This is a genomic window from Nostoc sp. LEGE 12447 (genome assembly GCF_015206985.1).
Taxonomy (GTDB): domain Bacteria; phylum Cyanobacteriota; class Cyanobacteriia; order Cyanobacteriales; family Nostocaceae; genus Nostoc.
The window spans coordinates 1-21742 of sequence record NZ_JADEXT010000005.1 but is presented as its reverse complement, the minus strand read 5'-3'; the positions used below and the strand labels follow the sequence as shown (position 1 = coordinate 21742).

The 21742-nt window shown below is 41.0% G+C and carries 16 protein-coding genes and 2 pseudogenes; 7 read left to right on the top strand and 11 right to left on the bottom strand.

Going from position 1 to position 21742, the window contains the following annotated elements; all coding sequences use genetic code 11:
* Positions 1 to 100: 100 nt before the first annotated feature.
* Positions 101 to 2245: pseudogene (locus tag IQ274_RS37695) on the bottom strand (calcium-binding protein); the annotation flags it as partial.
* Between the two features lie 1080 nt (positions 2246 to 3325).
* Between IQ274_RS37695 and IQ274_RS08450 the strand changes: the two are divergent.
* From IQ274_RS08450 to IQ274_RS08440, 3 genes are all read left to right on the top strand, one after another.
* Positions 3326 to 3496 (top strand): hypothetical protein, encoded by a 171-nt coding sequence (locus IQ274_RS08450; RefSeq protein WP_163936730.1) that lies wholly within the window; start codon positions 3326 to 3328, stop codon positions 3494 to 3496.
* Positions 3497 to 3693: 197 nt separating this feature from the next.
* Positions 3694 to 5862: a type I DNA topoisomerase gene (gene topA, locus IQ274_RS08445; RefSeq protein WP_163936733.1), complete on the top strand. Its 2169-nt coding sequence runs from the start codon at positions 3694 to 3696 to the stop codon at positions 5860 to 5862.
* 282 nt (positions 5863 to 6144) lie between these two features.
* Positions 6145 to 6996 carry an HNH endonuclease gene (locus tag IQ274_RS08440; protein WP_194141978.1) on the top strand — a complete coding sequence of 284 codons (852 nt, stop codon included), beginning with the start codon at positions 6145 to 6147 and terminating at the stop codon, positions 6994 to 6996.
* 187 nt (positions 6997 to 7183) lie between these two features.
* Here the strand turns inward: IQ274_RS08440 and IQ274_RS08435 are convergent, their stop codons facing one another.
* The 3 genes from IQ274_RS08435 to IQ274_RS08425 all read right to left on the bottom strand — a co-directional run bounded on the left by IQ274_RS08435 (position 7184) and on the right by IQ274_RS08425 (position 8636).
* Positions 7184 to 7483 carry a HigA family addiction module antitoxin gene (locus tag IQ274_RS08435; RefSeq protein WP_194141977.1) on the bottom strand — a complete coding sequence of 100 codons (300 nt, stop codon included), beginning with the start codon at positions 7481 to 7483 and terminating at the stop codon, positions 7184 to 7186.
* A gap of 10 nt (positions 7484 to 7493) precedes the next feature.
* Positions 7494 to 7808 carry a type II toxin-antitoxin system RelE/ParE family toxin gene (locus IQ274_RS08430; RefSeq protein WP_228058103.1) on the bottom strand — a complete coding sequence of 105 codons (315 nt, stop codon included), beginning with the start codon at positions 7806 to 7808 and terminating at the stop codon, positions 7494 to 7496.
* Between the two features lie 312 nt (positions 7809 to 8120).
* The gene (locus IQ274_RS08425) at positions 8121 to 8636 is read right to left on the bottom strand and encodes a phosphoribosyltransferase (protein ID WP_194141976.1); all 516 of its coding nucleotides are present in this window, start codon (positions 8634 to 8636) and stop codon (positions 8121 to 8123) included.
* 99 nt (positions 8637 to 8735) lie between these two features.
* On the opposite strand from IQ274_RS08425, the gene IQ274_RS08420 reads away from it, so the two are divergent.
* Positions 8736 to 10187 carry an MFS transporter gene (locus IQ274_RS08420; protein ID WP_194141975.1) on the top strand — a complete coding sequence of 484 codons (1452 nt, stop codon included), beginning with the start codon at positions 8736 to 8738 and terminating at the stop codon, positions 10185 to 10187.
* Between the two features lie 160 nt (positions 10188 to 10347).
* On the opposite strand, the gene surE is transcribed toward IQ274_RS08420, so the two are convergent.
* On the bottom strand, positions 10348 to 11028 hold the full coding sequence (gene surE, locus IQ274_RS08415; protein ID WP_163936742.1) for a 5'/3'-nucleotidase SurE: 681 nt from the start codon (positions 11026 to 11028) through the stop codon (positions 10348 to 10350).
* A 380-nt stretch (positions 11029 to 11408) separates the two neighbouring features.
* Here surE and psb32 point away from each other — a divergent pair, with 380 nt between their 5' ends.
* Positions 11409 to 12140, top strand: a complete 732-nt coding sequence (gene psb32, locus IQ274_RS08410; protein WP_194141974.1) for a photosystem II repair protein Psb32 — start codon at positions 11409 to 11411, stop codon at positions 12138 to 12140.
* A gap of 67 nt (positions 12141 to 12207) precedes the next feature.
* Here psb32 and IQ274_RS08405 read toward each other — a convergent pair whose 3' ends face one another.
* The 3 genes from IQ274_RS08405 to IQ274_RS08395 all read right to left on the bottom strand — a co-directional run bounded on the left by IQ274_RS08405 (position 12208) and on the right by IQ274_RS08395 (position 14794).
* Positions 12208 to 12591, bottom strand: coding sequence for a DUF4346 domain-containing protein (locus tag IQ274_RS08405; protein ID WP_185585177.1), 384 nt, complete (start codon positions 12589 to 12591; stop codon positions 12208 to 12210).
* Between the two features lie 90 nt (positions 12592 to 12681).
* Positions 12682 to 13863: a GNAT family N-acetyltransferase gene (locus tag IQ274_RS08400; protein ID WP_194141973.1), complete on the bottom strand. Its 1182-nt coding sequence runs from the start codon at positions 13861 to 13863 to the stop codon at positions 12682 to 12684.
* A gap of 187 nt (positions 13864 to 14050) precedes the next feature.
* Positions 14051 to 14794 (bottom strand): RibD family protein, encoded by a 744-nt coding sequence (locus IQ274_RS08395; protein WP_163937568.1) that lies wholly within the window; start codon positions 14792 to 14794, stop codon positions 14051 to 14053.
* A gap of 295 nt (positions 14795 to 15089) precedes the next feature.
* Between IQ274_RS08395 and IQ274_RS08390 the strand changes: the two genes are divergently transcribed.
* Positions 15090 to 17219, top strand: a complete 2130-nt coding sequence (locus IQ274_RS08390) for an ATP-binding protein (protein ID WP_194141972.1) — start codon at positions 15090 to 15092, stop codon at positions 17217 to 17219.
* A gap of 60 nt (positions 17220 to 17279) precedes the next feature.
* Here the strand turns inward: IQ274_RS08390 and IQ274_RS36370 are convergent, their stop codons facing one another.
* From IQ274_RS36370 to IQ274_RS08375, 3 genes are read right to left on the bottom strand one after another with little or no spacing between them, the layout of a single operon-like run.
* The gene (locus IQ274_RS36370; protein ID WP_228058102.1) at positions 17280 to 18521 is read right to left on the bottom strand and encodes a hypothetical protein; all 1242 of its coding nucleotides are present in this window, start codon (positions 18519 to 18521) and stop codon (positions 17280 to 17282) included.
* A gap of 3 nt (positions 18522 to 18524) precedes the next feature.
* Positions 18525 to 19250 carry a hypothetical protein gene (locus IQ274_RS08380; protein ID WP_194141971.1) on the bottom strand — a complete coding sequence of 242 codons (726 nt, stop codon included), beginning with the start codon at positions 19248 to 19250 and terminating at the stop codon, positions 18525 to 18527.
* A gap of 54 nt (positions 19251 to 19304) precedes the next feature.
* Positions 19305 to 21350, bottom strand: a complete 2046-nt coding sequence (locus IQ274_RS08375) for a tetratricopeptide repeat protein (RefSeq protein ID WP_228058101.1) — start codon at positions 21348 to 21350, stop codon at positions 19305 to 19307.
* A gap of 190 nt (positions 21351 to 21540) precedes the next feature.
* On the opposite strand from IQ274_RS08375, the pseudogene IQ274_RS36365 reads away from it, so the two are divergent.
* A pseudogene (locus IQ274_RS36365) lies at positions 21541 to 21742 on the top strand (hypothetical protein); the annotation flags it as partial.

Below are 21742 nucleotides of genomic sequence, written 5' to 3'. Positions count from 1 at the left end.
TAGGCATTTTTGACGCTTTATGAATACGAATGCGAGGTGCTGAAAATAGTACCTCGCAATCTATCTGTGCTGTTTATTTATGGAAGAGTGTTAATCACCATTAAGCAACAACAATTTTGTCGTTGGTTAGTGACAATCCAGCAGATAATTGGGCAAATTTTACCTGATTAAAGGCAGATGCACTGCCATCTTGGTCAAAGAACAGTCCACCTGTAGAAAAATCATAGATAAATCGTTGATTGCTTGTCGTTGCAGATGTTCCGACAATAAACTGACTTTGTTGAAGTGAACCTATTGATAACCCGCCACCAAAATCAGCAGCCGATACCTGAATCCGGTCATTAGTTACGTTGAAGTCATAAAGATGATCAACACCTTGATTAAAGCCATTGAAAACAAAGGTATCATTACCATCATTTCCATAGAGGCTATCATTACCAAAACCACCTGTCAGGATATCATTTCCATTGCCACCTTTGAGGGTGTCATTTCCATTACCACCGCTAAGGGTATTATTCCCTAATGCGCCAAATGCAGAGATGTAATCATTATCATCACCTCCCAAGAGTAGGTTATTGCCTGTTGAATAATCAACAATCAATTTATCAGCACCCGTGCCACCGTTGAGGGTGTTATTGCCTGATGTCCTGCGATAAACTCCTTTTTCGTCGCCAGAATTGTCGTATTCGTAGCCAGAAGCTGAGAGATAATCATTGCCATTATCTCCATTGAGTAGATTATTGCCCGTTGAATAATCAACATTCAAATTATCGTCACCAGCACCACCGTTGAGGGTGTTATTTCCAGTAGTGTTATAAAAAGCTCCTCCGAAGCCGCGGCCGTAGCTAGAACCGGAGAGAGAATCATTGCCATCTCCACCAGAAAGCAGATTATTGCCTCGTGAATAGTTAACATTTAAGTAATCGCTACCAGCGCCACCGTTAAGGGTGTTATTCCCCGAAGTGTTATCAAACCTATAGCCCTCAAATTCTGAGGCAAAGAGAGAGTCATTGCCATCGCCACCAGACAGCAGATTATTGCCTGTTGAAATATTAGCACTCAAGTAATCGTCACCAGCACCACCGTTGAGGGTGTTATTACCAGAGGAAAGATTGACAGAGAGATAATCGTTATGATCACCACCATCCAGGAAGTTCTTACCTGTTGAAAGTAAGGCACTCAAGGTATCGTTACCAACGCCACCCTTGAGGGTGTTATTGCCAGACACTTTAGGGTCGTAGTAGCCACTAGAGGCAGAGAGATAATCATTGCCATTGGAACCATCCAGTAAGTTATCGCCTGCGGAACCGTCAGCAATCAAGGTATCGTTACCAGCGCCACCCTTGAGAGTATTATTACCAGACACCACATTACCTTCGTAGTCCCCTAATGCCGAGAGACTATCATTGCCATCGCCACCAGACAAGAGATTATTGCCTGCTGAAGAGTCAACATTCAAGTTATCGTCACCAGCACCACCGTTGAGGATATTGTTCCCAGCACCACCCCGTAGCAAGTCATTACCAGCACCACCGTCGAGGGAATCATTACCAGCATCACCAATAAGGGTGTCGTTCCCCGTACCACCAATGAGAGTATCATTTCCCGTACCACCCCGCAGCAAGTCGTTGCCACTCTTGCCGTCGATGCGGTCATTCCCACCCTGACCATTGATGACATCATTTGAGTTATCTAAACCTGTAACGTTGTTGTCGAGGTCATTGAGGAAAGTCACCGTGTTCTTGTTGAACACGCTAGTTGCAGTGGAGTTGGCATCAAAGACATCAAAACTATCGGTGATGCTAGTTTGCCCATCAAACAGGATATTACCAATAGCTGGTCTGTTTCCAGAAGCTTTCAGGTTATCGAGGTTTTCTAGTTTGAAGTTTTTTAGAATCGTTTTGGTATTAGCAACCCCATCAAAGGTGATTTCCAGATTATTACCATTCTGGGTAAGCAACAGATTTTGGGCAGTCAAATCAGCACCCTGGAATTTGATCGTATCTACTTCGCCAATAACTGCTGCTGTCGGGTTTGTTCCTTTACCTATGCCACCAAAATCAGTGATAGTATCAGTCCCATCACCCAAGTTGTAAATAAATTTATCCTTGCCGCCACCACCAGTCAGAGTGTCATCGCCCTGTTGAGCTGTAATGGTATCGTTGCCTACTTTACTGTTAATTATGTCAGCGTCATTACTGCCCAGTAGAATATCATTACTGTTAGTTCCAATGATATTTGTCATAACTTTTACCTTCCTTAATCGATATTCCCGTAAATTTAAATTTCTCAGCCCTGATTTAGTACTGTTTTAGAACACAAAAACCCGCCGATAGTTGACACTTTCGACATATTTTGATTTCCCTCTGGAGGGACAGTAATTTTTATTGAAAATCCACACTGTTGAGCAGATTGCAACTAGCACCTATCTGCATATCAAAATCTCATGCACTGTACAAATTAATGACTTTGTGCATGAACTCAAATAGTTCATTTCAGGGTTTTTACAAGCATCCTTGATTAAATACCGTAGGCGCAGCCCCAACTTAGGCATTCTTGCAAAAACATCACGAAATCAAGCTTAAATGCCTGAAAATCACACTTCATACTTTAATTTTTTTGTCAATGCGTAAATCCTAGTGTCTTGAAAATAGGGAACAGTTAACTCTTGATACAGAAGGTTATTTTCATCCCCTCGTTGTGGGCTATTGCCTGTGGGTGTCTAGCTTAAAAAGAGAGAACATTTAAATAACCTGATACTAACTAAATACTGAAATTTACTTGTATGTCTATACTTCAAAAAGTATCTTTGCATACTCTTTACATTGTAGGGGAAATATGTAAGTAAATAGTCGTGAAAAAAGTAAACTATGTAAAGATAAATAAATCGCAATCGGTTTGAAGAAGGAATCAGAATGGGCTACGCCCCGCTACGCTAACAAAGACGTTTCCGTTACTCCGGTCGTAATCAAGATGCTCTCTACGAGACGCTGCGCTATCCGCCAATCATACAGATTCAGGATGAATCCTGACTCCTAAATTCTGTTTTGATAAACGGGAAAAGCTTGGTCTACAAAGACTTTGGTATAAACTTTCTTCGAGGATGAAAAGCAAAGTGCAAGGAGTCAGACATAGTTTTTTTGGAAGAATGCCTGAAACATGATTAATTTGTTGTTACATACTTGTAAATTTTTCTGCCGACCTACTTATGTGCTAAAAAATCCTCTTAGTGTGTTCTTCACATTTTCAGAGTTTATAGTCAAAATTTACAGACAGCAGTCACAAAGAAGTTTGAGCCGAGGCTTTCAAAGCAGGAAACCTCAAGATGCTTGAAGTATTGATAAAATACATCTTTTTATTTTTGAGCGCTGCGATGCCTGCGGTTCTTGCTAGCCTACGCCTGGTAATAGATTATATCTGTGCAATAATCGCGATCGCTTACCAAAATTACAGACGCAGAGATGCTCAAACGAATTGCGATCGCAATTCACATTAGTTCATTATCGTCAGGTGACAGAAGCAACAGTTATACAAAGGTATAAATGGATAGTGTTGAGATGATTTACCTCTAAACTGAGTTGAGCAATTTCCAAAGCTTTTTGGTACAGTATTCTAGAAAATCCAGATGACGAAGATAGGCGAACGCTAATTTAAATTGCCAGTTTATTGCTCAAAATCTAGAATGCAGTTGCTATGATCAAACGCCTGCTTGTGGTAGAGTCTCCCGGAAAAGTCAAAAAACTCAGTCAAATTCTGGGTTCGGATTGGAAAGTTTTAGCCAGTTGTGGCCATATCCGAGAACTCAGCAATGAAGGGGACGATTCCTTGGGCTTCGTCATGGACGGCAGTAATGTAAGGTGCAATTACGTTCCGCGTGACCAACGAGCAAAAGAAACAATCCAGAAGCTCAAGTCTGCGGTGAAGCAGGTTGATGAAGTTGTCTTAGCAACTGACCCAGACCGGGAAGGCGAGACAATTGCTTGGCATCTCAAAGAAACGCTGGGTTTAAAGGAACCGAAACGAGTAATTTATACTGAGATTACAGCATCGGCGGTACAGAGTGCGATCGCTAATCCCAGAAAGCTAGACCAAAATTTGATTGGTGCTGGATTGTGCCGAGATTGTCTAGATAAGTTGGTGGGTTATAAGGGTAGCCCTTTAGTTTGGGCATTGAATAACGGTGCTAAAAGTGTTGGCAGAGTCCAAAGCGCGACGTTGCACCTAATTTGTCAGCGAGAAAACGAAATTCTGGCTTTTGTCCCCCAAGATTACTGGAGTGTTTGGGTAGATTATGCTGAAGGATTTCGGGCTTTTTACAAAGGGACAGTGGATTCTGCAAAAGATACAGCAGACCAAGAAACTGAAACTCACGATGACGCGAAGGTTGGTAATAGTCCAGAAACACCGGAATCTAAACGTGTTCTTTCCGAAGCAGAGGCAACACGTTTAGTTGAAGAAGCACAGCGACATCCTCATCAGGTGATTCATTTTGAAGGAAAAATCGTTAACCGTCAGCCACCGCCACCATTTACAACTTCCAGCCTTCAGCAAGCAGCCGGTTCAAAGCTGAGGTTTGCTCCTGACAAAACCATGATTGTTGCTCAAAAGCTCTATGAGGCAGGGCTGATTACATATATGCGAACAGACTCAGTAATGCTGAGTCCAGAATTTTGTGCCAGCGCTCGTAAATGGTTAGAGCAAAATGATCCGCAGAATGTACCGCAGCAAGTCGCCAAGCATCGTAGTAGCAAATCAGCTCAAGAAGCACATGAGGCGATTCGTCCAACAGATGTATTTCGTCCCTCAGCTCAATTGCGTTTAGAACTTCCTGATGATGAGTTTAATCTGTATGTAATGATCTGGAAACGGTCAATTGCTTCTCAGTGTCGTGCTGCACAATTGCGTAAAACTTTGGTGATTACTCAGTCTGGTTCTCTACTGTGGTCAGCTAGAGGGCAAGTAATTGAATTTTATGGTTATGCCCGGTACTGGAACAATCTCAGCAAGGATAGTATTTTACCTTCATTACAACAGGGACAAGCATTGAAACTGGAGAATGCTGGACATGAGCAGAAGCAGACGCAGCCACCACCGCGTTATAGTGAACCAAAATTAGTACAACTGATGGAACGTAAAGGAATTGGTCGCCCAAGTACTTATGCTCCTACTGTTGCTACCTTAAAAAAACGAAATTATGTCGAGTTGAAAAAAGACCATCTGCAACCAACAGCTTTAGGGTTAGAAGTTGATGCGTTTTTGCTCAAAGCACTACCAGATTTACTAGAGGCGGAATTCACAGCGAAAATGGAAGATGCCCTTGATGCAATTTCCGAAGGAAAAAATTCTTGGCAGCATTATTTAACTAGTTGGAACCAGAATTATTTTGTACCAGCGCTTTCCAAAGCTAAAACTGTAGTTGCGAGTTCCCCAACAGGTAAAGCTAATGTGATAAGCGATCGCAAATATGAAACTTCTAAAACGCGATGCCCTGAGTGCAAAAATTTTCTCGCCAAAATTCCGAGTACTAAAGTTAAAAAGAAATATTTCCTCAAATGCACAAAAGGCTGTGAAAATGTCGTGCTATTTTGGAGCGACTTTAACAAAACTTGGCAGCCACCACAAGCTAAAACAGTCCAAGCTGAAAATCAACAAAAGCCTCCCGTCAAGATGACGGCATATCCCTGCCCGGTATGTAAAAAACCTCTAGAGGAGTACAGTTACATCAAAGAGGGGCAGAGTAAGACAATGTTGCGATGTTCTAACGCACAATCCCGTAAAGATACGAAACATAAAGATGTAGCTTATTTCAGTACGCCAAAAGGGTGGTGGAGTCCTAAGTTTGGGGAGATATCAAAAACTTAACTAAGTAAATTGACGCGAAATAACCTAAGTATGTTACCAAACGCAAACAGGCTGAAAGCCCTTAATAATGACCAATGACAAAAGACACCCCTCTCCCAATACTGCTCGGTTAAACATTTTAGGCTAGGAATTTGGCTTAGGAAAAAGGTTAAAGGTTTTTTCTTTCCCCTTCCCCAGGTTGAAATCTAAAAACGGGGGGGTATTCGGGGGTGAAAATGCGATCGCATTTTTGGGAATTATAGAACCATCACGTACCGACAGAAAAAGAAAGGGGTGCAGCAGATGATGGAATCCAGTCCAGAAGAGCCAAGGGATAGCCGCGCAACATGGTCTAAGTCTGAGACAAGAAAATTGATGTCAGTTCTCAAGAATAAGAGAAAGATACACTTACAAGAAGATGGCGATCTGGTTTACGACAATATCAAACCTCAAGACCACGGGATTAAAAAAGCTTTACTTGAACGACCTCTTCTTGCAGATACGTCGGGAATTCTTCAAAAGTTAATAGTAGACATTCTTTACACAACAACAGAAAAGAATGTAAAGGAACTGATACTCACAGCAATGAAGAAAATAAAATGGGAGACAGAGCTTTTCACCAAACAACTAGAAAAATGTATTGTAGAAGCAGAAATTAAAAAGAAGGAAGATTATAGAGAGCTAACCCAAGAAGTAGAAGAAAGAGACGGGAATGCTTGCCTATGTTGTGGAGTCAATACCGAGAGTAATTTACAAATCAATCACATTAAACCGCTTTCTCTGGGGGGAGAAATATCTATAAAAAACTCACAAGTTCTGTGTCATATATGTAATAAATGTAAAGGCAAGAATGAAATTGATTTTCGGTGCAACACAACAAAATTGAGTATTTACAAAAATCTTGATTTATCATGTACATCTGAAGGACAAAAGCCTATAAGCACTCTAACAAGAATAGTTAATTTCTTTTACCATTGCAAAGCAGTTCACAAAATTACTTGGGATGAAAACGCTTACACTTACAACATATATTTGTACCCTAATAACAATTCTGAATGGTTGCTTCAACATAAAGCGGAACTTCTCAAGTTTTTTCAAGATAAGCTTGATCGTAATGCTCACAATATTGAGATTACTACATCTGAACAAATCTAGCGAAAGAGGCGGTCGTTTGCATCCGTATTAATTGTTTTTATTCTTAATAGGGGTTTTGGTTAATTGCATCTTTCTGAATCTCAATTTCACTAGTCTGTTAAGTTAGTCTAGTAATTTATTTAAAATCTGTATAATTAGAAGCCCAGAGCTATGTCTCTGAGCTTTACACATTCTATTAGACTGCTAATTAAGAAGGCTGTAAATTGATAGGAGATATTTTTTTCAAACTTTCAGATTCTTGTGCAGCAATCCAAAGATCGTAGTTTTGCTGAAGATTTAACCAAAGTTCTGGAGTCGTTTGAAAAGCTATTGCTAAACGAAGCGCCATAGTGGGAGAAACACCAGCTTGCTCATTTACAATTTCTGAAACTGTTTTACGCGAGACATCTAAAATCTCAGCTAGCTGAGTATTGGTCATCTTTAAAGGTTCTAAATATTGACGCTTAATCAAAGCACCAGGATGTCTCGGCTTTCTTTTAGTTATCATAATCAAATTCCTAGTGATAATCTTCGTAATCAACAACGTAAGCATTACCATCTTCAAATTGAAAGGTTACACGCCAATTTCCAGATACTTTTACTGACCATTCATTTTTTCGATCGCCTTTTAACTGGTGAAGCCTAGAACCTGGGTATCTCATGTCCTCAACTTGAGAAGATGCATGAAGTCTATCAAGAATATCTAGTAATTTTTCTGCGTGTTTAGGCTGAATACCGCTTCTATCATCAAGTTCAAAAAGTTTTTCCAGTCCTTTATGCTTGAAGGTTTTAATCACTGTCTGAATCGTAACCCCAAGGGTTACATTTGTCAACTCTACATATATTACTCGGTTAGTTGTAATTTCTGATCAAAAACAAGATCGCATCTCGCGTTGCCTCAATTGGCAGCTTATATCCGAAAAAAATTACCCATCACGAATGCCTTCAAACACCTTCGGAGTCAAATTTTTGTAGGCTTTGGATCGCAGGGTCTACACTCTAACAATGAAAATAAATCGGCACAGACGCGCCAAAGTTCTAACGCAGTCAGAGATGTAGGTAAATATACCAAAATTGGCAAAATATAGTAAAAAATCTGGTGAGGCAAAAAAGCTCACTTCATAACCTTTTTGAATTCTTAATTATCAACACGAACTGACTTTAGCCCCAAGTTCTGCGATATTCATCTGCTCGTAGTGTTCAAAGGGTTGATGAATCCAGGGGTTGTCAGCCAAGTAATCGACATAATAATCGGGTGCTATAACTGAACAGGCTTTATACCAAAGAACGGCGGTGCGAATTTCCTCAATTGGGGAATCAGTATTGTGCTTGAGCCAAGGTATAGTCTGTTGGAGTGTGATGCCAGAGTCTACTAAGTCATCTACTAAGAGAATGCGCGAACCTAACTTTTCGGCAGTCATTGTCAAGTGGCGGGAGAAAATTAAATTACTTCTTTCTTGCTTACCAGCGCCACTGTAAGATGAGGTTGCTAAGATTGCCAGAGGTTGCTGATATATCCGGGAGAGAATATCTCCAACTCTTAATCCTCCTCTGGCAAGACAGATAATCTGGTTAAATTCCCAACTGGATTGATAAATCTGGATAGCCAGTTGTTCAATTTTTTGGTGATAATCTGACCAAGAAACATAAAGGTCTGGCATAAGTCTAACGGGAGTGGTAGATGGCTAGTATTGAAGGCGATGTCTACGACGGGCTACGCAAACTGCAAACTTTTTATTTTAGTATGAGCGCAAGTTATTATGAAAGATTATGCTGCTGATGGCGATGCCCAACGAGATATTCTTAGTGAAAAACTCGACTTCAAAACAAAACTGGCTTACGGTGCAGGAGATTTAGGCCCGGCAATCACTGCAAATATATCCGTCTTTTTTCTGCTGGTTTTCTTCACGAATGTCGCTGGTATCCCTGCGGGTTTAGCTGGCAGTATTTTGATGATTGGCAAAATCTGGGATGGGATAAATGATCCGGTTGTCGGGTTTCTGACTGATAAAACGAAATCTCGTCGTTGGGGTCGTCGTCTTCCTTGGATGTTTTATGGGGCTATTCCCTTTGGGATTTTCTTCTTCTTGCAGTGGATTGTACCGCGATTTAGTGCAAATCAGAGTGAGAATATTTGGCCGCTGTTCTGGTATTACGTAGCGATTGGGGTGATATCTCAAGCGTTTTACACGGTTGTAAATTTGCCTTATACGGCAATGACTCCAGAACTAACTCAAGATTACGACGAACGCACCAGCCTTAACAGCTATCGCTTTACATTTTCTATTGGTGGCAGCATTCTGTCGTTGATTTTAACGCAAATTATTTTTTCTCAAATTAGCGATCGCCAACAACAATATATCGTTTTAGCAGCAGTTTCTACTGTAATTTCGATTTTAGGATTATATTGGTGCGTTTTTGGAGTCCGCGATCGCATCTTGGCTTTTGAGGCCAAACGCATCCAAACCGAGGAACCTGAATCTCTCCCTTTCTTTGAACAGCTAAAAATTGTCTTTAGTAACCGACCTTTTTTATTTGTTATTGGTATATATCTTTGTTCTTGGCTAGGTGTGCAGGTAACAGCCAGCATTATTCCCTATTTTGTAGTCAATTGTATGGGACTCAAAGAATCAGATGTGCCCACAGTCATGATTGCAGTGCAAGGAACTGCTCTATTGATGCTATTTGTTTGGGGAGCGTTGAGTAAAAAAATCGGCAAAAAAGTTGTTTATTTTCTCGGAATGAGTTTGTGGATTATAGCAGCGGCCGGACTATTTTTCTTACAGCCTGGTCAAATAGTTTTGATGTATGTGATGGCTGTTATGGCAGGGATTGGTGTATCCACAGCTTATCTAATTCCCTGGTCGATGATTCCAGATGTGATTGAATTAGATGAACTGCAAACGGGACAGCGCAGAGAAGGTATTTTTTATGGCTTCATGGTTTTGCTACAAAAATTTGGTTTAGCTTTTGGACTGTTTTTGGTAGGAAATGCTTTGCAAGTATCGGGTTTCAAAGAATCCGTAGCCGGAAGTCCACTACCTATCCAACCAGAATCGGCACTGTTTGCTATTCGTATTGCTGTTGGGCCAATACCTACCGTTTGTTTGCTTTGTGGCTTAGTTTTAACGTATTTTTACCCAATTACCCGCGAGATGCACGCAGAAATTATGCTAAAACTCAAAGAACGGCAAGAGAAGAGGGGAAGTTAAAATAATTCGTAATTCGTAATTACGTTTTGTAAGGGAGATTTTAATTAGGCATCAAAATGTATTGTCTGTAAAAGTAGGGGAATTAAACCTCCAAACTTGGCTAATGTTGTTTGGAAAAACCAAGAATCTTAGCATCTTTAAACCTGAGAGTGTCAAAGTTTCAAACCCTTAACTGAGTTACCGCAATATTGCCGGAAAAACATACATCCACATCACTACCAGGGGTGCGATCGCGTTTGCCATATTCTCCTACATAATAAAAATCATCGCCTTCAATTCGATAGTTGACAGGCAAAGGTCTGCTACAGGCTTGGCAAAACACTATCTCAGGATGTGGTTCTCCTGGTAGCAGATTCGGCAAGTTCACATTCCAAAAGCTTCCCGGTTCTAGGGGACGCTTGAGTAAGTCCGCTAAAACTTCAGATGTCAATTTGGCAGCCAGATCCCAATCAAAATTCTGCTTGGCTTTGCGATAGTGGGAAATAGCAATTCCGGGAATACCGTGCATTGCGGCTTCCCGCACAGCAGCCACTGTGCCAGAAATGTAGACATCGACTCCCAAGTTGCCCCCAGCGTTGATACCTGAAAGCACAAATTTGACATCTGCGTTAATTTGTGTTATGGCAATTCTCACACAATCGGCGGGAGTGCCTGCGATCGCATATTCAGTCTCAGAACGTCGCTGGAGGTTGATGGCACGAGTGGTAGTAACTTGATGTCCACACCCAGACTGATGATCGGCAGGAGCCGCGATAATAACATTTTTGCCATTTACAGCTTTAATTAGAGCTTTTATACCGGGGGCATCAATGCCATCGTCGTTAGTTAAAATTATAGTCATGTATATATTATTCTAGATTTAGCCAAAATATCAGAGAAGTTGCAGAGATAACCCATAAAAGGGTATAGCAGGACAAGCAACTTGCATATATGAAAAGTTATACTTCTTTCTGCCAAAAATACTCATTATACGATATCATTTCTAGATGGTTTGCAAATTCCGCCCTAAGCATTTGGGTTAATTCTCAAAATGGGCGGTATTTCTTGTCAATTTTATGCTTGCAACCGCGATCATCAGAAGTTTGTGCAATCAAAAAATCCCGTAAAATATATATCTGCTGGTAGTAGCAAAAACTTGATCCCGGAGAAAACCGCGAACGAGGTGATTTTTGCACTAGTTCTGTAGTATTTTTGGTGCAAGTCTGTCTTAGGGATCACACGATGAAACAGCTCCTCAAACAAATATTTAGTAGTCAAAAACACCTCATCCGGCTGGTTTTAACATTGGTGACGGTTACTTTAACAGCCTCGCTGTTTGCCACACCTGCTTTAGCCACAGGTGTGTATCAATTATCCAGCCTCACAGCAGACACCTGGGTTTTGGATCAAGGTGAGGTTATCAGCCGTCTGAATGAAGGTAAGATTAGCAGTGCTTTCGAGGATTTGGCAAAACAAACAAATAAGGAAGTCAGAATTGTGACTGTTCGCCGCCTTGACTACGGTGAAACACCAGAAAGCTTTACCAAAGAGTTGTTTGAAAAATGGTTTCCGACAAAAGAAGCCCAAGCAAATCAAACTTTATTGGTTATTGACACAGTTACCAATGGTACTTCCATTATTACTGGGGATGAAGTCAAACCTTTACTCACTGACGCTATTGCCGAGAGTGTCGCTACTGAAACAGTAAGTGTGCCGTTACGCAATGGTAACAAATACAATCAGGCATTTCTAGATGCTAGCGATCGCCTGGTTGCCGTCCTCTCCGGTAAACCCGATCCAGGTCCACCCCAAATTGCTGACAATGTACAAGTAGAAGGCACCTACAAGAAAGCAGAAGAAACTAACCAAGGTAACGCTACTGCTTGGGTAGTAGGGTTGTTAATTGCCGCCACCGTCATCCCAATGGCGACTTACTACATTTATCAGATAAATCAGCCGTCATCTGATGGGTAATCGGATAATCAGGGTCATTCAATTTTAGATTTTAGATTTTTCCTTAAATTAAAAATCTAAAATTGGCTTAATCCTGAACATACTCTTGCCCTTTTACTAAAGCCACCTCAGCCCGAACAAATTCTCGACCTAAATAAGCCGCATGATTTAATTGAGTTACAGGCGGGGGCTGAGTTTCTTCAAAAATCTTCACGCAAAGTTCTTTAGCCGTTCTCGCACTAAAAACCGTTGTGTAAGTTCGTTCTACCTTTCCTCGTGCCGGAATTACCTTCCCCGTTTCGGGATCGACAGCTAAACCGCGATCGTCAATTACGTTTGTGAAATGCTTGGCATAAATTAACCCTGCGTCTCGATCCAAGTAAATAATAAAATATCCACCCGGATCGAGATCGATATGACGCTGGGAAAGTTTATCATCAATTGCGGCTAAATCTTCAAGTATTAAATCCATAAGCACTAGCAAAAGAAATTTTCTTTTTTCAGGGTTTTTACACTATATATTAAGTGTAATTCGTCGTTCACCCTCTGCCTTGGCAAACTTTTAAGAATCCCGGTTACTAAATGGCAACTCTGCATTAATCGCCTCAATCTCCTGCTGTTCGAGTTGATTCACTTCCTTAATATAGGGACGGATAATTTGTCCTAAACGATTGTTGTAAAAGCGATGCAAACTATGATTGGGCATAGCAGGGAAACCACGGCGTTTTTTGTGGCGACCACCCGCACCAGGGTCAAAAATTTGGATTCCGTTAGCGATCGCCCACTCAATAGGCGCATAATAGCAAGCATCAAAATGTAAGCAATCTATTTCTTGAAAACTCCCCCAATAGCGTCCATAGAGTTTGTCATCTTTAAATAAACAAAAAGACATTCCTAAAGGATGAGAATTATCTTCTTCGCTATATGCGGCGACAAACAAGACTCGATGGCGATAATCATTGTGTAGCTGCTCAAAAAACCTCTGTGTGAGATACTTGCTACCCCACCAACCAAATTTATCACAGGTGTCAGCATAAAACTGGTACATCGAAGGAAATAAAGAGTAGGGAATTTCATCACCACTCAGAGGTTGCAATCTTAAACCAGCTTTCTCTACAGCCTTACGTTCCCGCTTGATATTGCGGCGTTGATTGGCGTTAAACACTTTCAAGTAGTCATCAAAAGTTTTAAAGCCAGCATTTTCCCAGACGTAGCTGTGGTGCAGCCAAGTTGTAAAACCATGCCGTTCCAGCATCGGCCGCCATTGGGGATCAACGTAGAGAAAATGACATCCAGAAATCCGATTTTTTGAGCAGAAAGTGTCAATTTCATGCACCATCATCGCGGTGATTTCGTCTTCGTCTTCTCCTGGGGCGATTAAAAAGCGATAACCTTCAGCTGGGGTAAATGGTGTCATACCCAGCAATTTTGGGTAATATTGAACTCCGATGCGATCGGCTAACTCTGCCCATTGGTGATCGAATACAAATTCACCAGAACTATGTCCTTTGAGATAAAGTGGTGCAGCCGCAATCAGAGTTCGATCTCGCCACAATGTTAAGTGATTTGGCAACCAACCAGTTTTAGCCGTAGCACTTTGGGAGGTTTCGAGATTATTTAGCCACTCCCATTCTAAAAATGGCGTTTTGAGTGGCATTGCTAAAGCATTCCAGGCATTTTGGGGTACTTCAGCGATTTTGTTCGTCCAAATGACAGAATAGCGAGGCTTAAGTTGTTCTACCATCTTAGGGGAGTAGGGATGAGTAAGAGGCAGGGGGGCAGGGAGCAGGGGGCAAGGAGGCAGGGGGAGAATTCGTAACTCCTAACTCTTCACGGGCTAAACCTTAGCTATCCGCTAACAGAACTGTTTTGCCCAATGCCCAATTCCCAATTCCCAATTCCCAATATCCAATAACTTAACTTAGCGTAATCTAATCTGCTGGTTGTTGCAGGCGATAGTGCAAAAACACTTCTTGCTCAACAGTATGAACTTCTAAAAGTTGCAACTTGGGAGCTAAATCGGGTAAAAAACCTTTCCCTTCTACAGGTGTGGGGGCAGTACTACCACCTAAAATCAGGGGACAGACAGTTAGCCATAATTCATCAATTAAATCTAGGCCCAGCAGGGAAGCGACTAATTCACCTCCACCCAAGACCGCCAACCGTGTTATATCTATATTGGCTAGATGCTTCAAAGCTGCGGGAATATCAATTTCTCGCGTTGGTGTTTCAAAAACCAGAATCTGCTCAAATTCTGGAGGACACTCTTGTGTTCCGGTTCCCAGAGTTGAAGGAAGCGTCTGTAAACAACGTCCTTTCCATGAAAGTTTTCCCAGTGCTGTCGTGAGTAGCCAGCGTCTAACTGGTTGCTTAAAAAAGTTAATTTCCGGATTGAGGTTTCCAGAGTGTGTAGTCACTATATGAACTGGCTGCGGAGGCTTCCCTTCTTGTGCCCGAAGTCGCACTAGAGTTGGATCTGATACAGTAAGTGTCGTTCCATAAGCCCGGAGAGTACCAGCACCGAATAAAACCGCATCAGAGGCAGCGATTTGTTTTTCTAGATGTGCTTTATCAACCCTTGAGCCAAACCGAGCAGGCGATCGCTTAAAATCTGCTATCTTGCCATCTGCACTCATTGCTAAAACAACTGTAGTATGAGGACGATGTTGCAACATTAAATTGATTTGATAGTTGGAATATTTTCTTTGTTTGTATGTAGATTCTCAAAAAAAATCCATGCCTGCAAGTTATTTATTTACAATTTTACCACTGTATTTATATGCAACACAAACCACTTTTACATCTAGCATATATGAGTTTTGGTATACCACGTTTCTTTTTGAAAGATAGCAATTTGTTATTTTTAAACATTGAAAATAAAATTCTGATAATTTAATAAAATGTCTCATCTAGCCAGTCTAATTACATATCTTTGCTGTTGTGGTTTGCAGATGCAAAGTGAGACACTCGATGACTAATTCCCGCCAATCTTCCTTTCGTCGAATTTTAGTAACGAGAATATTGCTGCTGTTCGTTCCAGTTTTACTTATAGGCGAGATTGTAGCCTTGAATAAGGCACGTTCTAGCATATTGGGAACTGCGCGTCAAAATTTAACAGAAAGCGCCATTAGTAAAGGAGAGAGGATTGGCGATGCGATCGCAATCTTAAAAGCTAATTTGCTGAGTGTAAGTAAAACAACGGTGATTCCGTCGGGTTCACCTATCCAAGAGCAAGAAATTATCACACAGCTAAAGCAACAACTTCCAGCCAATATTGAGTGCATCCAATTAACGGATCTCCTAAATCAGAAAATAATTGCCACTAGCTGCGGGGATCAAGCTATTGGGGAGTTGACATACCCTTTGCCTAGTGATGGAATTGATGTCAAAACAATCTTCCCGCCAAAGGCAGGAATGACTGGAAAAAGAAACGCACAAAATCAATTGCAATTAGTTTTATCTGCACCAGTCTCCGATAGCCGAAAAAATTTAGTTTACAGCTTAAGTATTCAATCTGCATTGTACCAACAAACCAGAAATCCACCAGGATCGCTTACAGGCGCGATGGTAGTTATTGCTGAAGATGGCACAATTTTGGCACATCCATTTCCAGACTGGGTGGGAAGTAACATTGATCAACATCCAAATGCTTCCCAACTCAAGAGCATAATTAAAAATGCCCTTGCAGGACGAAACGATTCGATAAATTTGTCTTTTAAAGAGGGAAACGAATTAGTAGCTGGCTATACGGCTATTGCAAATCCACTCACCCAAGAGCAGCAGCAAAAATGGATAGTCTTAGCTGTTACTAGTGTCGATAATGCGCTTTTTGGTTTAGAAGAAATTAAACTAATTCTTATTGTTTTGACAGTTGGTTTGATTGGTGCAAGTTTGTTAGCATCCCTATATTTAGCTCCTTACTTGGCACGTCCTGTAGAAGAATTGCGAGACTACGCTCTGAATATTCACTCTCACCACGCCGCACAACCAGTTCCGCACAATTTCCAAATTCGGGAATTCAATCAACTGGCCCAAGCATTAGACCAAATGGTAGAACGGCTCAAAGCTGGGGCAGAAGAACTAGAAATAGCTTGGAAAGAAGCAAAAAACGCTAACCAGATTAAAAGCCAGTTTTTGGCTACGACTTCCCATGAGTTGAGAAACCCATTACATACTATTATTAACTGCATTCGCGTGGTTGAAGATGGTTTATGTGATAGCCGTGAAGAAGAAATGGAATTCCTCAAACGTGCCAATGAAACAACGATTCATTTGCTCAATATTATTAATGATTTACTCGACATTTCTAAAATCGAAGCGGGTAAGCTTTCTGTAGTTATCACACCTCTCGATCTCCGACAAATATTGCTAGAGGTGATTAATTTACAATCAGTTAATGTTCAACAAAAGGGCTTGCAATTGAAATGCGAGTTAGATCCTCAACCGATACCAATTAAGGCAGACGCGGCAAAACTGAAGCAAGTGCTGATTAATGTTATTGGCAACGCTACTAAGTTCACTGACACAGGAAGCATCACCATTGCTACAGAAATTCAATCTAGTAATGGTAAATCTCAGGTAGTGGTAATAGTTAAAGATACAGGTATTGGCATTGATCCTAATCAACAACATAAACTATTTCGTCCCTTTGTGATGGTGAATGGCACAACTGCACGCCAGTTTGAAGGGACTGGACTAGGACTCGCAATTTCACGAAACTTAATCGAACTTATGGGAGGCAGCATTACTCTTGAGAGTACGGGACTTCATCAAGGGACGACACTAAAGATTACCTTACCCTTGATTGATATCTCGCTGTTACCCGTTGACAACAAAGAAGAAAATGTCGGGAATCTGGGATTTTCTTCTGGGAAAAAGGGGGCAAAAGCAAACCAATACTCTAGCCTACAGCAGTCTGGGGAAAGCCCCTCTTTGGGGAACAACAAATCTGTAAAAGCAGTTGTAGACAAAGAGAAGTCGATGAAATTCCAGGTGTTACTTGGGAACGAGACTTACGAGATTAGCTTTTCGCCGCAGCAAACTATCTTGGTAAGTCTTCCAAAAACAGAAGTTTATGCAAATGGGACTTCTGAAAGGTAATTTTTACTAGACTCTAATTCAAAATTCAAAAAAATAAATTGGAACCCTCACTCCTAACGGCTATGGTTTTGACGCAGATTTAGAAGTGTTACTAAATAACCAAGACACAAGATTAGGAATTGTAGCAGCCCCAAAAGAAAATAGCGCAATAATTGCATCACGAGGTAAAACACCATCTAACCAGCTACCCTGCATTTGAGAAACTGGAAAATCTGGATCTAGACCGATTTGAATCTTTTTAGTTTTCCCAGAAAAGCGGGCTTCTATTCCCTTTTTAGGGACAATTTGTAGATGGCGTATTAGTTGAATATTTAAAGGAATATCAAGTTTTTCTCCCATGAGAAATTGATTTTTTTTAATTTCCTGCTCCTGCCCTACCATGCGAATTTTGCCTTCTACAATAGTAGAAACATCTAAATCATCTCTGAGATCGCTGCCATTTCTATCTACATCTACAAACTGAACATTTTTGGTTTCTATCTTGCCCCGAAACCATTGCTCTGATTCAAATTTAGCAGGTTTGGCTAAGGTAATATAAATATTAGTATTTTGTGGAAATTCTAAGTTAAATTCTTGATTATCTGGATTTAAAATAAATTCTAGAGGTGTTTGATTATCTAATTGCTCTTGTAAATTAGAATCTGGTAATTCATAGCCTTCTACTATAACTTTGATTGGTTCACCTAAATAGAGTTTTAATATATTAGGGTTGTTTTTTAAGTCTAGTTTAGGGTTTCGCTGTAGGGAGAAAGCCAACTGATTACGATAAAAGTCATAATTTAACTCAGTTACTTTTGTATTCGGTTGTAGCCGCAGTTCATTCAAATCTATTTCGCTCGTTCCTTCCAGATTAGCCGGAGCAATAATCCATTTACTTTCGCGGTCTTTAAGTTGGATTGTTAACGACTTTAACTGATTAACTTGAGGTAATTCACTTTGAAACTTACCCGTGAAAGTTAAGGTTTGGATGCCTTCACTTTCTAATTCTTTGATGCCACGAATATTTTCAATAAAGCGTTTGGGTTGCTGTCCATTATAGACAAAGCTCATTTCTTGAGAAATGATATTACCTTCAAAGGTATGAGTCCCAGGTGCGATCGCAGCAATAGTGCCGATAGTCAAAAATAAAAGTACTACCAGCGCCAACAATAAACTTTGATGATTTGAAATAGTTCGTAGTAAGCGCTTCAGCGCTGAAATGCTGACTCCAAACCACGCAACTAGATGTGTTTTCAGAGAATTCAACCATTGGCGAATCTTAATGAAGTCGGGAAATTGTTTGGCTTTTTGCCGAGATGCCATGATTTATTTCAACCAATTTGGGTTATGTTCAAATACAATTCGCCTTTCGATGCGATCGCTAGGTTCATTTCTTCGGTCAATATTAGCAACATAGTGCAGTTCATAGCGCCCTGCTGAAGCATTGCGTCCATCCCAGGTAAAAATATTTTCACCTTTTTTCGGGTTAGGGCGAGAAGTGTTATAGATTGCTGATTGATCTTTAGAGAGGATTTCAAAGGTAGTAAATCTCACTCGGTTTTGAGAATAAAACACGAATTCATACTTACCCGAACTTTGCCCCACAATGACTGGAACATAAACAGGCTGCGAACCAAGGTTATAGGATGCCACAGCGCGAAGGCTATTAGCTGGTATTTTTGCTTGCCTGAGAACGTAAGTATCCCAGCTAAAGCTGAAACGCGAACCATTATTAGACAATAACAAGTCATCCATTTGGTAGTGATAATTATCACCCAAGGATTTCACTATTACTTGAGGATTTTTACCGCCACTTATTTGGGGAATTTGCACTGTGAGGGTTTTGCCAAAACCGGTTAAGTTTCGGGTAGCAATGGAAATCAGGTTCAAGCTATTGCCGCTTAATTGTTCTTCTTTGATGCCTTCGCAGCGATTGGGTGGTTTGCGTTGGATATAATCGGTAGATTTGGGGTTCCCTTCTGGGCAAGCAGCAGCAGGAAGATGGCTGATGCTGAGAATTAATAGGCTGGCAAGAATAATTTTATAATTCATAGTTTGTTTAAGGTAAAGAAGCAGAGACGCGATTAATCGCGTCTGTACAAAAAGCTATTTAATGTTCCAAGTGGATAGTTGTTTCTGAATTTCAGACATGGGATAAGCTAAATCTCGGTCTTCGCCTTTTTTTGCAAAGACGATACCTAAAAGTTGATTTTGTGAATCAATTACCGGACTGCCAGAATAACCGGGTTTGAGTGCAGCTTGAGATATTTCTAATCGCTGATTTTGATAGCTGATTTGCCCTGATTGCATAGACCAGGATTTGTCTTCACCTCTGTGGGCAGAATGACCGATAATCCGAATGGGCATTTTCGGGTTGATTTCACTTGAAGAGATAGATAAAGGCTGGATATCTTCTGGCAGCTTGCCGCTAACTTCCAAAACAGCTAAATCGAGTTGTTCCTCAGAGGTCATTTTGAGCAGCTTGGCATCTCGCCGCATTCGCACTCGGTTTGATGGTGGTGAACTGAAAAATTCAACTTGAATATTTTTACCTTGTTCATTGCCATCAAAAATGACATGACGATTAGTGAGGATTAATGTCCTGTTGCCTTCTCGTTTAATTACTACACCAGTGCCGATCTCTGTTGCCTGGCGATCGCTGTTAAAAAACTCGGCAGTGATGCGTACCACAGAACGCTTAATGGGTACAGTTGGATCGTTCTTAGGCAACCATTGGCGATCGTCTTCTATTTCCTTAGCTTGGGTATCGTCTTTCGTTTTCCATAACTGCCTTGCTTGGATATTATTGTTACTGGCATAGACAAAATTTGGGTCAATTTGTTCTGCTTTGTCAAACTGTTCAATGGCTTCTTTTAGTTTCCCTTGCTCTTGGAATGCTAAACCCAAGCCATTAAGAGCAGCAGTATGAGCGCTGGTTAAGGTTACAGAATTGTCTTCTGGCAATGTCATAGCTAATGTTATGGCATTTTGGTAGGCGGCAGCTGCTGCATCTAATTTCTTCTGCTCACTCAGGACAATGCCGAGATTGTTGTAAGCACCAGCCAAGTTTGGGTTGAGTTGAATTTGAATTGCTTTTTGGTAGGCAGCAACTGCTGCATCTAATTTCTTCTGCTCACTCAGGGCAATGCCGAGATTGTTGTAAGCAGTATCATCGTTAGGGTTGAGTTGAATTGCTTTTTGGTAGGCGGCAATTGCTGCATCTAATTTCTTCTGCTCTCTCAGAGCATTGCCGAGATTGTTGTAAGCAGTAGCATCCTTGGGGTTGAGTTGAATTGCTTTTTGGTAGGCGGCAACTGCTGCATCTAATTTCTTCTGCTCACTCAGCACATTGCCAAGATTAATGTAAACATAAACATTGTTGGGGTTGAGTTGAATCGCTTTTTGGTAGGCGGCAACTGCTGCATCTAATTTCTTCTGCTGTCTCAGGGCATTGCCAAGATTGTAGTAAGCAGTAGCATCCTTGGGGTTGAGTTGAATTGCTTTTTGGTAGGCGGCAACTGCTGCATCTAATTTCTTCTGCTCACTCAGGGCAATGCCGAGATTGTTGTAAGCAACAGCATCGTTAGGGTTGAGTTGAGTTGCTTTTTGGTAGGCGGCAACTGCTGCATCTAATTTCTGTTCTCTTAGGGCATTGCCGAGATTGATGTAAGCAACAGCATAGTTGGGGTTGAGTAGAATGGCAATTGCTACATCGAATTTCTTCTGGTCACTCAGGGCATTGCCGAGATTGATGTAAGCAGTAGCCGAGTTAGGGTTGATTTGCAAGGCTTTTTGGTGAGATGCGATCGCCTCCTCTTGTTTACCTTGAGCATTTAGCACATAGCCTATACCAACGTAAGCTTCGGCATCATTAGGGTTGAGTTGTAACGCTTTCTGGTGCGCCGCTAACGCTTCCTCTAGTTTCCCCTGTCGCCGCAAAGCATTACCCAAATTGTTATAAGCTTTCCCATTATTGGGTTCAACTTGTAAAACTTTCCGCCAAATTGTCTCTGCTTGGGAGTTATTACCCACCGATTCGGCAGCGTTGCCTTGTTTAAATAGCTGTTCAATATTGTTTTGAGCTACTACAAACTGGGGTGTGGTAGCCAGAAATAGAGTTAAAAATAAAGTAGTAAATATACGGTTGTGCATAATCATGCTCATACGTTAGCTGATTTTATCAGGACTTACCCGAAAATCGCTAAAAACCGGATGAATTTTTGATAAATACTCGTGAACGAGGCTTTGAACTCCATTAATGAGTCTTTGAACTCCATTAATGAGTCTTTGATACTCGTGAACGAGGCTTTGAACTCCGTTAATGAAATTCAGAGTTTCGTGAATGAGAAAAATTGTAGGTTGGGTTAAGCAAAGCGCAACCCAACAAAGCCGCGCAAATGTTGGGTTTCGTTCCTCAACCCAACCTTGTATCTTAGAAATAGTAGTAGACCGTCCCAACCTTGGTCATCATAGACCGCTTCGTAGCATGGGTCACTACAAAAATCTCTTTGACAGAACTCGAACAGTCGCCAGGGTCAAAGCTT